Source organism: Mycobacterium dioxanotrophicus (assembly GCF_002157835.1).
GTDB lineage: Bacteria > Actinomycetota > Actinomycetes > Mycobacteriales > Mycobacteriaceae > Mycobacterium > Mycobacterium dioxanotrophicus.
This window is the reverse complement of the sequence record NZ_CP020809.1, coordinates 3,538,167-3,550,527: the sequence shown is the minus strand read 5'-3', so window position 1 is coordinate 3,550,527 and position 12,361 is coordinate 3,538,167. Positions and strand designations below refer to the sequence as shown.

General features: G+C 63.6%; 12 protein-coding genes and 1 pseudogene. 7 read left to right on the top strand and 6 right to left on the bottom strand.

From position 1 onward, the window contains the following. Positions 1-4: 4 nt before the first annotated feature. Both BTO20_RS17210 and BTO20_RS17200 read right to left on the bottom strand, forming a co-directional pair. A complete protein-coding gene (locus BTO20_RS17210; RefSeq protein WP_087077553.1) occupies positions 5-1,117 on the bottom strand; it encodes an oxygenase MpaB family protein in 1,113 nt (370 codons plus the stop codon). Between the two features lie 493 nt (positions 1,118-1,610). After that, positions 1,611-1,835, bottom strand: coding sequence for a hypothetical protein (locus BTO20_RS17200; RefSeq protein ID WP_232491167.1), 225 nt, complete (start codon positions 1,833-1,835; stop codon positions 1,611-1,613). A 177-nt stretch (positions 1,836-2,012) separates the two neighbouring features. On the opposite strand from BTO20_RS17200, the gene BTO20_RS17195 reads away from it, so the two are divergent. Both BTO20_RS17195 and BTO20_RS17190 read left to right on the top strand, forming a co-directional pair. Then, complete coding sequence (locus tag BTO20_RS17195) at positions 2,013-2,159, top strand: hypothetical protein (RefSeq protein WP_087077551.1); 147 nt, start codon at positions 2,013-2,015, stop codon at positions 2,157-2,159. A 154-nt stretch (positions 2,160-2,313) separates the two neighbouring features. Continuing rightward, positions 2,314-3,999, top strand: a complete 1,686-nt coding sequence (locus tag BTO20_RS17190; RefSeq protein WP_087077550.1) for a GMC family oxidoreductase — start codon at positions 2,314-2,316, stop codon at positions 3,997-3,999. Between the two features lie 176 nt (positions 4,000-4,175). Here BTO20_RS17190 and BTO20_RS17185 read toward each other — a convergent pair whose 3' ends face one another. Continuing rightward, the gene (locus BTO20_RS17185) at positions 4,176-4,790 is read right to left on the bottom strand and encodes a hypothetical protein (protein ID WP_087077549.1); all 615 of its coding nucleotides are present in this window, start codon (positions 4,788-4,790) and stop codon (positions 4,176-4,178) included. 163 nt (positions 4,791-4,953) lie between these two features. On the opposite strand from BTO20_RS17185, the gene BTO20_RS17180 reads away from it, so the two are divergent. From BTO20_RS17180 to BTO20_RS17170, 3 genes and pseudogenes are all read left to right on the top strand, one after another. After that, on the top strand, positions 4,954-5,520 hold the full coding sequence (locus tag BTO20_RS17180; RefSeq protein WP_087082232.1) for a hemerythrin domain-containing protein: 567 nt from the start codon (positions 4,954-4,956) through the stop codon (positions 5,518-5,520). A 176-nt stretch (positions 5,521-5,696) separates the two neighbouring features. Continuing rightward, positions 5,697-7,066, top strand: a pseudogene (locus BTO20_RS17175) (NAD(P)/FAD-dependent oxidoreductase). A 171-nt stretch (positions 7,067-7,237) separates the two neighbouring features. Then, positions 7,238-7,693 carry a hypothetical protein gene (locus tag BTO20_RS17170; protein ID WP_232491166.1) on the top strand — a complete coding sequence of 152 codons (456 nt, stop codon included), beginning with the start codon at positions 7,238-7,240 and terminating at the stop codon, positions 7,691-7,693. A gap of 23 nt (positions 7,694-7,716) precedes the next feature. Here the strand turns inward: BTO20_RS17170 and BTO20_RS17165 are convergent, their stop codons facing one another. After that, a complete protein-coding gene (locus BTO20_RS17165; RefSeq protein ID WP_087077548.1) occupies positions 7,717-7,908 on the bottom strand; it encodes a hypothetical protein in 192 nt (63 codons plus the stop codon). 230 nt (positions 7,909-8,138) lie between these two features. On the opposite strand from BTO20_RS17165, the gene BTO20_RS17160 reads away from it, so the two are divergent. Both BTO20_RS17160 and BTO20_RS17155 read left to right on the top strand, forming a co-directional pair. Beyond that, complete coding sequence (locus BTO20_RS17160) at positions 8,139-8,501, top strand: metallopeptidase family protein (protein ID WP_087077547.1); 363 nt, start codon at positions 8,139-8,141, stop codon at positions 8,499-8,501. Between the two features lie 183 nt (positions 8,502-8,684). After that, a complete protein-coding gene (locus tag BTO20_RS17155) occupies positions 8,685-9,593 on the top strand; it encodes an acyl-ACP desaturase (RefSeq protein ID WP_087077546.1) in 909 nt (302 codons plus the stop codon). Between the two features lie 25 nt (positions 9,594-9,618). Here the strand turns inward: BTO20_RS17155 and BTO20_RS17150 are convergent, their stop codons facing one another. Further along, positions 9,619-10,716: an enolase C-terminal domain-like protein gene (locus BTO20_RS17150; protein ID WP_087077545.1), complete on the bottom strand. Its 1,098-nt coding sequence runs from the start codon at positions 10,714-10,716 to the stop codon at positions 9,619-9,621. 26 nt (positions 10,717-10,742) lie between these two features. Continuing rightward, positions 10,743-12,293 (bottom strand): GMC family oxidoreductase, encoded by a 1,551-nt coding sequence (locus BTO20_RS17145; RefSeq protein ID WP_232491241.1) that lies wholly within the window; start codon positions 12,291-12,293, stop codon positions 10,743-10,745. Between the last annotated feature and the right edge of the window lie 68 nt (positions 12,294-12,361).

The window sequence follows — 12,361 nt, the reverse complement described above, 5'->3', positions numbered from 1 at the left end:
CACCTTATTGGCTGGACGCCGGCACCTCATTCGCCGCATCTATTGGCGCACTCTCGCGCGCAGCGCGGCGGGCACGGCTTTCCCGGAGTGCTTGCTGTGCGGACTCCAGGGTGATTTTGCGTGGATCGATTCCCTCCCGCTCAAAGCCTCTCACCGCGATTGGCAAGTATAAATACTTCAGTGGGAGCAGACGCTCGACAACCGCGTAGAACCGCCGATACATATGCATGAACCGGCGCGAAATGTCCTCGTCTTCGGGGGTCCACTCTAGATTGAACAGCTCCTGCACATGAAGCGGATAGCTATTGACAACGACTTGCCGCCGTCCTGCCCACCATGGCCACACAAATTTCTTCATGACCGGCGGCCACCACCGCGGCGCCAGGCGGCGCTCCATAAATTGTTCCAGCATCACCTGCGTTACCTGAGATTTCACCAAACGGTTACGTTCGATGTTGTCCAGATACCGCTCGAAATCGTCGTACGTATCGGGCTGAGAACTATCATCCACCCCTAACAGGCTGTACCACTCCTTGGACTCCTCAAATATCTGCTCCTTCATCGCCCGTGGCATGGACCCGTCGAAATACAGCTGCTCGATTATTACGATCAGCAGATAATGAAAAAAGGTGACATGCGCAAAATAGAAGGTTTCCGCATTCAAAGCGTGATACGTGCCGTCATGCAGAGTGCCTTTGACAGGCTTGTGCATATTCCGAGTCTTCAGGCCATATTTCTTCGCTTCTTCAGGAGCGTCGTACACCGTGCCATAAATGTACTCCCGAGATCGACGGGTCCGCTCCTTGTATATTTTGGCGCGGGCGCCGAAAGAACTGTCACCAGTGAAAAGAACGGAGCCCGAGGTAGCTTGCCCCATCTGCGGCCACGCCCCCGCGATGGGGCCCATGACAGGGCCGCCGAAAAATGCGACATCGAGACGCCCCCAATACTTCCATATCAGAGAGCCAGGAGGAATCGGATACTGAGAAAGATCTTTCCGGGACAAGCTGTCATCGCCGGTAAGTTCTGTCACCTTGACTTCCTCCGGAATCACCAGCTCCGGATCAAACGTTGTCTGCATGATTTTCTTGAGCGCCTTGAACCCCCGGGCCGCCATGCCAAACTCCTTGCGTTGCCGAATTCCATTACTTGGTAAACCTCAGTGCGGCCGTTCGCACTTCCCGTCGCCGGTAGCTGATCGACTGTGCTCTTAGCATAAGCACCGCAATGTCGGACTGCGTCCTATTGCACCTCAGAAATGACGCTCCCTCGCCCCGCGTCTCGACACCATCTATGCCGCAGTCGTCGACGTGCGCATCGATGAACCGCATGGAGCAGCACCAGGGGGAACATGTACGTGACGAATACGGAGATTTGCCAGCACTGGTTACGTTTTCATGAGATGAAGCACCGCCAGATTGCGGCCGGCCCTAGTCAAGGTGCCGGCCATCGCAATACGTCTGGCAGGCGACCGAATAGTGGATGCATTCTCGTTCAATGCGGGGGTCGATGGCGCTTGGGCAGCCTTTGCTGAAAATGCTGTCCTTAAACGGTTTCGCGCGGCTCGAGTAGCGGCAGACGCGGCAACTCCACCAAGGCCACGGCGTTCATCATCGCTTGCACATGCGCAAGATCAAGTCGACCGCATCCTGCGGATGGGCCGCCGGGGTCAGGACTTTTTGCAAGAGCAGGCCACGAATCGCGGCAACCGCGACAGTGGCCATGCTCAGCGCTTCTTGGGTGCCGTATCCTTCGCGTTCCGCGAGCGAGGCCAGCATCGTGGTCAGGTCGTCGAGCGAGTCGATGAACTCACGAAACTCCCCTGGGCTGGCCACGGTTCTTCATCGCCTCACCTCTCGCGGCCGCGCCGTTACCAGCGAAATCCTGCATGAAACTCACGTGACCGGCCTACAGGCATCGTTCCTCAGCTACCTCAGAACTTGCCGCGCCGCATAAACACGTCCCGTCGCGAATCCGCCCGAACAGGCTGGTTGTCGGCGGACAATTGCTGTATGTCCACAGCACTCTGGATCCTCATTGCGGTGCTTGCCGTCGGCACCATCGCCGGCGGACTGTTACGGATACGGGCCTGGTTGCAAAAGCCCGCCCCACCCGAGGTGATCGAGGCCGCGCGCCGTCGCGACGAAGAAAAAGACTGACCAGGCCGCACTCGCTGCGTATAGCCTTGCCGCCCAAGGAACTTCCCGTACTGGCCGCGCAACCCCTGCTTGGTCGGCCTCGACCTCGTGCCGCGCTGATACGGTCACCGCACACGAGCACACCCATCCGACGCCCCGGAGGACTGATCCCGGAATGAACTCCGCCGCCGAGTACGACTTCATCATCGTAGGAGCAGGCAGTGCGGGCTGCCTGCTCGCCAATCGGCTCAGCGCCAACCCTGACCACCGTGTGCTCTTGATCGAAGCCGGCGGCAAAGACAACTGGTTCTGGATCAAAGTACCGGTGGGCTATCTGTACACCATTGCCAACCCCCGCACCGACTGGTGCTTCACGACCGACGCCGATCCGGGTCTGGCCGGCCGCAGCATTCACTACGCGCGCGGCCGCGTGATCGGCGGCTGCTCATCGATCAACGCGATGATCCACATGCGCGGGCAGTCAGCCGATTACGAACTGTGGGCGCAGGCCACCGCTGACGAGCGATGGCTCTGGGGCGGGTCGGATGGCCCCGGTGAAACGCTGGCGATCTACAAGGGATTAGAGGACTACTTCGGCGGAGCCGACGAGTGGCACGGCGCCGGTGGTGAGATCCGCGTCGAGCAGCCGCGAGTGCGCTGGAAGATCTTGGACGCCTGGCAAGCCGCCGCTGCCGAGGTTGGCATCGCCCCCATCGACGAATTCAACCGCGGCGACAACTCGGGTAGCGCCTACTTTCACGTCAACCAACGACGTGGCCGTCGCTGGTCGATGGCCGATGCTTTCCTGCATCCCATCGCCCGCCGATCCAATCTCACCGTCTACACCCAGACCCAGGCTTTGAGGCTGCTGATGGACAACCAGGTCCATGACGATCAACGGCGCGGTGCCTGGAAGACGGCTCAGCACCGCGTCACCGGCCTGCAGCTGCTCAAGGATGGCCAGATCGTCGACGTTCGTGCCCGCCGGGAGGTGATCCTGAGCGCCGGAGCGATCGGCTCACCGCATCTCATGCAGCTCTCGGGTCTGGGACCGGCCGGGCTGCTCGCCCAGCATCAAGTGCCGGTGGCCGTCGATCTGCCAGGAGTGGGCGAAAACCTCCAGGACCATCTGCAGCTGCGAACCGTCTACCGCGTCCAGGGCGTCCGGACCGTCAACACCCTCTACCGGAATTGGATCACCCGTGGCGGCATGGGACTTCAGTACATGACGCTGCGATCAGGACCGATGACCATGCCGCCCTCCACGCTGGGGGCTTTCGCGAAAAGCGACCCGGCACTGGCCAGTCCCGATTTGGAGTGGCATGTGCAGCCCCTGTCGTTGCCCAAGTTCGGTGAACCCTTGCACAGCTTCGGTGCCATCACTCCCTCGGTCTGCAATCTGCGACCCAGTTCACGCGGCCACGTGCGCCTGGCTGATGCCGATCCGCTGACGTACCCAAAGATCTCCTGCAATTACCTGTCCACAGACGCTGATCGTCACATCGCCGTGAAGGGCCTCCGGATGACCCGCAAGATCATGGCGGCACCAGCGCTGGCCCGCTATGGCCCGCAAGAGTTGCTGCCCGGCCCCGACCTGGTGAGTGACGAAGATCTGCAGCACGCCGCTGGCGAACTCGGTACAACGATCTTCCACCCCGTGGGCACCTGCACTATGGGAGCCTTTGACTCACAAGGTATTCCGCGGTCAGCTGCCACGGTGCTCGATACCGACTGTCGTGTGTATCGCGTCGCCGGTCTTCGAGTCGTCGATGCCTCGGCGATGCCGACTATCACTTCGGGCAACACCAACGCGCCGGTCATGCTGATCGCGGAGCGCGCCGCACGGGCAATCTTGGGATAACGGGACTCAGGGCAATGCGCTATGCCGCCATGCAGACCTCACTTTCCACCGCTCGCTTGAACCTGAAGCTTCGTGACGACGGACGATCCCGGCCGTCCGCTCATTTACTTCGTGCGACAGGCCCCAAGCTCGTCGTAGTCAGCCGGTGCCCGGCTCATCTTGCGGCGACGCACGTCTTAGAACTGCAGTGAGTACGTGTTAGCCAAGTCGTCCTGGATGACGGCCGCATCGCGGATCGTGGTGTCGACGCTCAGTGAGTTGTCGAGGATGCGGGTCTCATAGCGCCAGCCTGGCGGCAATGCCAGCCGCCGCGCGAGGTCGGGCAGATCCTCGAGCGTCAAGCCCTTGTCGACGGTCTGGCTCCAGGTCTGCATGACCCAGCGCCGGCCGCCTGGGTCGACGAGTTCGAACACCGGTCGGCCGACGTCGAAGGTGAATACTGTGCGTCGGTCCACGTGATTGACGTGATATGGGGCCGGGTTCTGCGAAGACAGCTTCACGGTGGCCTGCTCGATCATGGCGATCCCGCCGAAGGTTCTCGTTTCCTGCTGCTTATCGGCGACCTTCTCGATCGTGCACATCAGCCAGTACCGCGGACCGTTGAGCAAAGCCGCCATGGCTCCGTTCTCCTCCGCAATGGCTGCGGCGTCGAGCCTGTCCCATAGCTCGGCCGGGCAGTCGTTGAGCGGAAAACTGTTGTAAACGGTGGCCTCTGGCCCAGATTCGCCATTGCGGAGCAAAAGCACCTCGCCGTAGCGCTTACCGAACACGTCCCCGGAGCGTTCAGCCATGGCGTTTCCTCCACTTTCAGCCGCCGTCGCTGGCGCAGCCTAGCGCGGACTGCCTACGACGTTGACGTTTGGCCTTCCGCTGCCGGGGTACAGGGGCATGGTGGCGCGCACAGCCCGTAGCGCGCGCACACTCGAACTCCCCCACGACTGGAGGTCTGTCGCCGTGGCCGAAATGATTGTCCAAACTCCCGAGGAAGTTGTTGCGTTCCTCAAAGCACAGCATGACCTGATCGAGGACATGTTTGATCAGGTCCTTCTCGCCTCAGACCCCAAGGCCCGCGAGAAGCCGTTCATCGCACTACGCCAACTGCTCGCCGTGCACGAGACAGCCGAGGAGATGATTGTCCATCCTCGGGTACGCCGCGAGTTGGATGGCGACGATTCGATTGTGGATGCGCGATTGCAGGAAGAGCACGACGCCAAAGAGCTGCTTTCTGGGATCGAGGCTCTCGATATCACATCCCAGCAGTTCGTCGACGAGCTCACCAAGCTGCGGGATGCGGTGCTCGAGCACGCCAAGCATGAGGAAAACGAGGAATTCCCCAAGCTGCAGCAAGAACTCGATGCCAACGAGCTGAAGCAGCTGGCGACAGCGGTGAAAGCGGCCGAGGCGATCGCGCCAACCCGTCCGCATCCGGGCGTGGAATCGGCGAAACTGAATTTCGCGGTGGGACCGTTCGCATCGATGCTTGACCGCGCCCGCGACGTGATCAAACAAGCGATCGGCTAACGACCCCACGGTCGTCATTGTCAGAACGGCCACGACGCGGGCACAAAGGTCTCCCTGGTGCGGCACGCCAAACCATAATTGCGCCGACGCGCACTGCCGGTCGGCTGGCTGGTCGGCGTTTAAACCGTTGTGACACAGTTAGTTCGATGACAATAACGGTGGGAGGCTGATTCGACATGGGAAATGCACGCCCCAAGGTGCTCATCATCGGCGGAGGATTCGGTGGCTTGTTTTGCGCCCGCCGACTGGGAGGCCTCGACGTCGACGTCACACTGCTGGACCGGGCGGCGTGCCACGTGTTTCAGCCGCTGCTCTATCAATGTGCGACAGGAACTTTGAGCATTGGCCAGATAAGCCGGTCGCTGCGGAGGAGCTCGCGCGTCACCGCAACGTCACGACCTTGCTCGGCGAGGCCATTCGGCTCGACGCCGACGGGCGGCGCGCCACGGCCCGCCGTCCCGACGAATCGACATTCGATCTCGAGTACGACTATCTGGTGATCGCAGCGGGCATGCGTCAGTCGTACTTCGGCAAGGAGGAATTCGCCGCGTGGGCGCCGGGCATGAAGACTCTCGACGATGCGCTGAGCATCCGCCGCCGGGTGTTCGCCGCCTTCGAGATCGCCGAGACGTTGCCGGCCGGCCCGGATCGGGACCAGTGGCTCACCTTCGTCGTCACCGGCGCAGGTCCCACGGGTGTCGAATTGGCAGGTCAGATCAGGGAACTGGCGACCCGTTCACTAGCGAATGAGTTTCACAGCATCGAGCCCGAGGATGCGCGCGTGCTGCTCGTCGACGGCGGAGACCGGATACTGAAGAGCTTCCCACCGGCGCTCGCCGAGCGAGCGTCGCGGACTCTTGACGAATTGGGCGTCGAGTTGCACTTCGGCGTCCACGTCACCGATGTTCGGCGCGACGGTGTCACCGTGAGCTCCAAGGGCGGCGGCCCGGACAAGGATTACGCCGCACGCACGGTGCTGTGGACGGCGGGAGTCGAAGGCGTTCCCTTCGCGCGGCACGCCGCCGAAGCGCTGGGCGTCCGAACCGACCGGTCCGGGCGCATCTCGGTCAACGCCGACCTGTCGGTGCCCGGCCATCCTCAGGTGTTCGTCATCGGGGATCTGGCAGGCCGTGAGGGATTGCCCGGCGTCGCGGAGAACGCGATGCAGGGCGGCTTGCACGTCGCCGCCTGCGTCAAGCGCGACCTCGCCGGCCGCGGACGCAAAGACTTCCGTTACCGCGACCTGGGATCGGCGGCCTACATCAGCCGTGGACAGGCCGTGCTGCAGGCCGGGCCGGTGAAGCTCTCTGGCGTCCTCGGATGGCTCGGCTGGGGATTCATCCACATCGCCTTCCTCACCGGGGTACGTAACCGCTTCAGCACGGTCGGAACCTGGATGTTGTCCATCGCGCGGGCCAACCGCAGCGACCGTTCGTTCATCCTGGGTGGATCCGGTCATTCCGACGAGCCCTATACCTGGGAATCGCCCGTGCACCAGGGTTATCACTCGGCGGGCAAGAAGTCCGACAGCAGTCAGACGGCGTAGCGACGCGCAGGCCCGGTACCCGCGAGCTGCCACAGCGGTACAGCCCCCCCACTGCCGCTCAATTCGTTATGAATGTTTATCTCAACTGTCACATGGGCAACTCTAGTAACGGCGGTTGGCGCGGCCGACCCCGTCCGAACAGCAAAGAATAGAGTCGAATGGAACATCGGAATGAACACCATCCTGTACGTGCGTCCCACTGGCGTCGCCCTTGAAACTCAGGCCTTTACCCAAGCCGACATCGCAGCGCTCATCAAGGACTACGCGCTCGAAAGTCTGACCAGCACCGACCGGCAGTTCGACTTTTGGTTCAGCCCGTCGACACAGTTCTGCCAACACCGATCCAACCGTCGCGCCACTGAATTGCTCCTGGCGACAACAGGGTTCACACCGAAGACCGTGCCGCTATTGCGCGGTGGCGTCGTCGTGGCGACCCATGACGCGGACGGCAACCTCGACGGGCTGAGCTGGCAGCAGTTAGACCTGCTGGCGCACAAGAGCCACGCACTGACCGAGCGCGACCGTCGGGCACTCAACCGCCGGGTCACGCGCCGGCATCACTCTCAACACATCGCGCAGTCCGCAGAGCAGCGCACGATGACCGAGCCTCTCCGCTACGGACGCTGACGACACCCAGGCGGTCGAGACGTTCAGCGAGTCCATCTTGCCGGTGGCGGGTACACGTAACGCGCGATCGTCCCCGACACCCAGGCGATGACGAAACCGCCGAACACCAGCAGCATGTTGCGTCCACAATGGCCCGTCAACCGTGCCACCGCAATGACCGCAACCGACGCGACCAACAACCCGACGCTGTATGCCCAGTACGAGCGGAGTTTCATAACTCCAGTGTGCAACTGGCCGCCGAGGCGATCCCCGCGGCTGGAATCGAAGGGACGGATATCGATCAACAGCAGCGCGTGGCATCTGGGACTGGATTGTGTTGTGGGAGTTGCGGTCAGGACTTCCCGAGCGACTGGCTCGGCGAAGTGTCCGCTGGAGACGATCTCGAGCAGGGTGCAGCTGACCAGACGCGAACCGCCCCACCACCGGCTCTGGCACCATTGGCAAGATGAATGCGCACTCGGAACCGGGGCGCACTGATCCGTTCGAAGATGCGATCGACAACACCCTGAGCTCCTTGCCAGCCAATCTCCGTGCGGCGATGAGCAATGTGGAAATCGTCATCGAGGACGAGCCTCCCGGCGGCCAGCGGCTGCTCGGCCTGTACCGGGGCATACCGCTGCCGCGAAGGAACAGCGCGTACGGCGGAGTGCTTCCCGACAAGATCAGCATCTTCCGCGGCCCGATCACGCGACTGGCTGCCGGCGATGAGAATCGTCTACGCGCAGAAATCAGACACGTCGTGCTGCACGAGATCGCGCACCACTTCGGGATCAGCGACGAGCGGTTGATCGAGCTCGACCGCTACTGACGCGACCGACCGCCAGATACATCGACGCACGAGCGTCAGCGATGCACAACACCCGCGGTGGAAAGCCTGCGGTCATCTCTCGATGTCATCTTCACGTCATCAACCACTAACCTACGGTACCGTAGGTTACGGTACCGTAGGTTCTAGGCCGAAGCGTCGATAGTGGATGAAGGGACTGACCTCATGGACACCCAAACAGCCGTGCTGCACGAACTGGAACCGGTTGTCGCACAGAACCTTGACCGCCACCTGGCGATGGCCCGCGAATGGTTCCCGCACGATTACGTGCCGTGGAGCCGCGGACGCGATTTCGCGTTCCTCGGCGGCGAAGACTGGCAGCCGGAGGACTCGCCGCTGGACCCCGTCGCCAAGGTGGCGATGACGGTCAACCTGCTGACCGAGGACAATCTGCCGTCATATCACCGCGAGATCGCCACCCGTTTCTCCCGCGACGGCGCCTGGGGCACCTGGATCGGACAGTGGACCGCCGAGGAAGGCCGTCACAGCATCGTGTTGCGCGACTACCTGGTGGTCACTCGCGGCGTCGACCCTGTCGCCCTGGAACGCCTGCGGATGGAGCACACCGTCGCCGGCTACGACGCCGGCGAGAGGACCCCTCTGGCGGTCTTGGCCTACGTCTCATTCCAGGAATTGGCGACGCGAGTCTCGCACCGCAACACCGGCCGGGCCTCGGGATGCCCGGTGGCCGACCAACTGCTTGCCCGCATTGCGGCCGACGAGAACCTGCACATGGTGTTCTACCGCAATCTGATGGCCGCGGCTCTGGAGGTCGCCCCTGACGCGGCGATGGCCGCGATCCGCGACGAGGTCCTCAATTTCGCGATGCCCGGCTTGGGCATGGCCGACTTTGCCCAGAACGCCATCACCATCGCGAAAGCCGGGATCTACGATCTGCGCATCCACCACGACGACGTGCTGATTCCCGTGTTGCGATTCTGGAATATCTTCGACCGCAACGACTTCGGTCCCGAGGGCGAGCGGGCTCGCGAGGAACTTGTCGGATTCCTGGGACTACTCGATGAGCGTGCGCGGTACTACGAGGAAAAGCGGAAGCAGCGCCGGACCGCGTGACAGCCGGGCGGGAGTGGCGTGGCCCTTACTCTGGGACCTGCCGGTACTTCTCGGCCTCAGCGGTCAGGCTCATGCCATGCCCGGATCCCGTGGTGCTGACGGGCAACTGGCCGCCGCTCGGAGCGGGAACACCATCGAACATCTCCGCCTCGAGTCGGGTGTGGTCGATGAAGTACTCGAGATGCCGAAGACGCGGGATGGCCGCGGCGACAGGAATATGCAGCGCGGGTGCGCAGTGCCCCGACACGTCGAGGTTGTGCGCCGCCGCGATGTCGGCGCCCGCCAACCAGCCGGTGTAGCCCCCGCATCGGGTCACGTCGAGTTGCAGGCAGTCCACCACGGGCGCCAGCTGGCGCGCGTCGTAGCGGTTGGAGATGTACTCCCCCGCGGCGACGTCGCACCGCACGGCGCCGCGCACGGCGGCCAGCCCGTCGATGTCATCGCTGCTGACCGGTTCCTCGAACCAGGCGACACCGAGGTGGTCCAGGGCCGCGCCGACACGGCGCGCCTGCCCAGGGGTGTATCCGCCGTTGGCGTCCACCATGATCTCGACGGTGTCACCGGCCAGCTCGCGTAACCGGTTGACTCGGGCCAGGTCTCGGACGGTGTCAGCGCCCCAACCCTGGGCGATCTTGATCTTCATCGCGGCGCATCCCGCGCCCTGCCACACCCGAACCTGTTCGGCGAGTTGGGCGTCGTCGAGGTTGGTGAATCCGCCCGAACCGTAGATGGGTACGGAACTGCGGCAGCGGCCCAACAAGGCCGAGAGCGGCAGGTTGCGCAAACGGGCGCGGAGATCCCACAGTGCGATGTCGACGGCGCTGATCGCCTGGGTGACCAGGCCGCGCGTGCCGCAATTACGGCAGGCGCGGTGCATGGCCTCGAAGGCGCCGGGGATGTCGGCGGCGTCGCGGCCGACGACGACGTCGCACAGGTGATGGATGACGACCGCCGCCGCGGCCGGGGAACTGTAGGTCCAGCCGAGTCCGACGACGCCCCCCGCGTGCGCGTGCACGACGACGGCGGTGGTGGCGTCCCATTCCAGGGTGCCGTCGGCTTCCGGACCTTCGGTGGGCACGCGGTAGACGGCTACCTCGAGACGCTCGATCTGCGACGAATACATGTGCTACACCGCCTTTCTCGATTGGATCAGGATGCGACCGCGTGGCGCTCCATCAGGTCGGCGGCCCGGGCTGCGAGCGCCATGATGGTCAGCGCCGGGTTGGCGGCACCCTGGGTGGGCATCACACTGCCGTCGACGACGTAGAGCCGATCCACTCCGAAGACGCGGTGCTCGGGATCGATGACACCGTCCTGCTGGCGTCTGGCCATGCGGGCACCGCCGACCAGGTGTGCGTAGCGCTGCACGGTCATGACCTCTTCGGCACCGGCGGCTTTCAGGAGGTCGGCCATGACCGCGCCTGCAGCGTCGATGAGCTGTTTGTCGTTGTCGCACTGGCTGTAAGCGAAGTGAGCGACGGGCAGGCCGTGCCGGTCGGTCTCATCGGCCAGGGTGACCCGGTTGTTCGGCAGTGGCAGTAGCTCGCACAAGGCGCCCAGCGTGGCCCAATGCACGTAATCGCGCATGTACTCACGCAGTGTCTGGCCCCAGTGACCTTGAGCGGCAACGTGTTCAGACCATGTGATCGGCAACGGGCTGACGGTCTGGATGGAGAATCCGCGTCGGTAGGGCTTGCTGGGATCGGTCTCGTAGAACTGCTCGCTGCTCACTTCCGGCGGCGGCGCCTTGTACATGCGGACCTCGTCGTCGAAGCGGCCGGCGACCTGCGGGGCGCCTTGAACCATCAGGTGCCGCCCCACGTGATCGTGACTGTTGCCGAGCCCGTCGGGGTAACGCGACGAGGCCGACAGCAACAACAGCCGCGGGGTCTCGATGGAGTAGCCGGCGATGACCACGGACTGCGCAAGCTGCCGGTGCAGCGTGCCACCGTGCAGGTACACCACACCGGTGGCGCGGCCGGTGTCGTCGTCCACCAGAATGCGGCTGACGTGGCAGTCCGGACGCACCTCGGCGCCATGCGCCAGGGCGTCGGGAATATGAGTGATCAGCGGGCTCGCCTTGGCATTGACCTTGCAGCCCTGGATGCAGAACCCGCGGTAGATGCAGTGCGGCCGATTGCCGAAGCGCCCGTTCGGGATGGCGACCGGCCCGACCCGCATGTCGACGCCCAGTGCCTGTGCGCCACGCAGCGCGATCAGTCCATTGCCGCTGACCGGATGCGGGCTGTGCGGGTAGCTGTGCGGATCGCCCCACGGCCAATCCTGGCCCGCCACTGGTAGTTCGGCCTCGATCTGCTCGTAATAGGGGCGCAGATCCGCGTAGTCGATGGGCCAGTCGACACCCACACCGTCGATGGAGTGGGTGCGGAAATCCGAGGGATGGAACCGCGGGGTGTAACCGGCGTAGTGCACCATGGACCCACCGACGCCCCGACCGGAGTTGTTGGACCCCAAGGGAACCGGGTCCGATCCGCCGATCTGGCGAGGGTCGGTCCAATACAGACCGTGCGAACCGCGCTCGTCGCTGACCCAGTCCCGGTCAGGATCCCAGAACGGTCCGGCGTCGAGCAGCACCACGCTCCATCCGGCGCGGGCCAGGCGTTGTCCGAGGGTGGCTCCCCCGGCGCCGGCTCCGACGATGACCACGTCGACCTCGTCGTCGGGATGGTACTTGCGCATGTCGGCCCGCAGCTGGTGGTTGGTGCGAATACCGTTGTTGGGCAACAACCATGCCGACTCGTTGCGGC

Bases quoted from the DNA above. Each gene is read 5' to 3' on its own strand.
- BTO20_RS17160 (WP_087077547.1), top strand. From the start codon at position 8,139: ATGAATGCGCACTCGGAACCGGGGCGCACTGATCCGTTCGAAGATGCG.
- BTO20_RS17170 (WP_232491166.1), top strand. From the start codon at position 7,238: ATGAACACCATCCTGTACGTGCGTCCCACTGGCGTCGCCCTTGAAACT.
- BTO20_RS17145 (WP_232491241.1), bottom strand. From the start codon at position 12,293: ATGCGCAAGTACCATCCCGACGACGAGGTCGACGTGGTCATCGTCGGA.
- BTO20_RS17185 (WP_087077549.1), bottom strand. From the start codon at position 4,790: ATGGCTGAACGCTCCGGGGACGTGTTCGGTAAGCGCTACGGCGAGGTG.
- BTO20_RS17195 (WP_087077551.1), top strand. From the start codon at position 2,013: ATGTCCACAGCACTCTGGATCCTCATTGCGGTGCTTGCCGTCGGCACC.
- BTO20_RS17210 (WP_087077553.1), bottom strand. From the start codon at position 1,117: ATGGCGGCCCGGGGGTTCAAGGCGCTCAAGAAAATCATGCAGACAACG.
- BTO20_RS17150 (WP_087077545.1), bottom strand. From the start codon at position 10,716: ATGTATTCGTCGCAGATCGAGCGTCTCGAGGTAGCCGTCTACCGCGTG.
- BTO20_RS17165 (WP_087077548.1), bottom strand. From the start codon at position 7,908: ATGAAACTCCGCTCGTACTGGGCATACAGCGTCGGGTTGTTGGTCGCG.
- BTO20_RS17190 (WP_087077550.1), top strand. From the start codon at position 2,314: ATGAACTCCGCCGCCGAGTACGACTTCATCATCGTAGGAGCAGGCAGT.
- BTO20_RS17155 (WP_087077546.1), top strand. From the start codon at position 8,685: ATGGACACCCAAACAGCCGTGCTGCACGAACTGGAACCGGTTGTCGCA.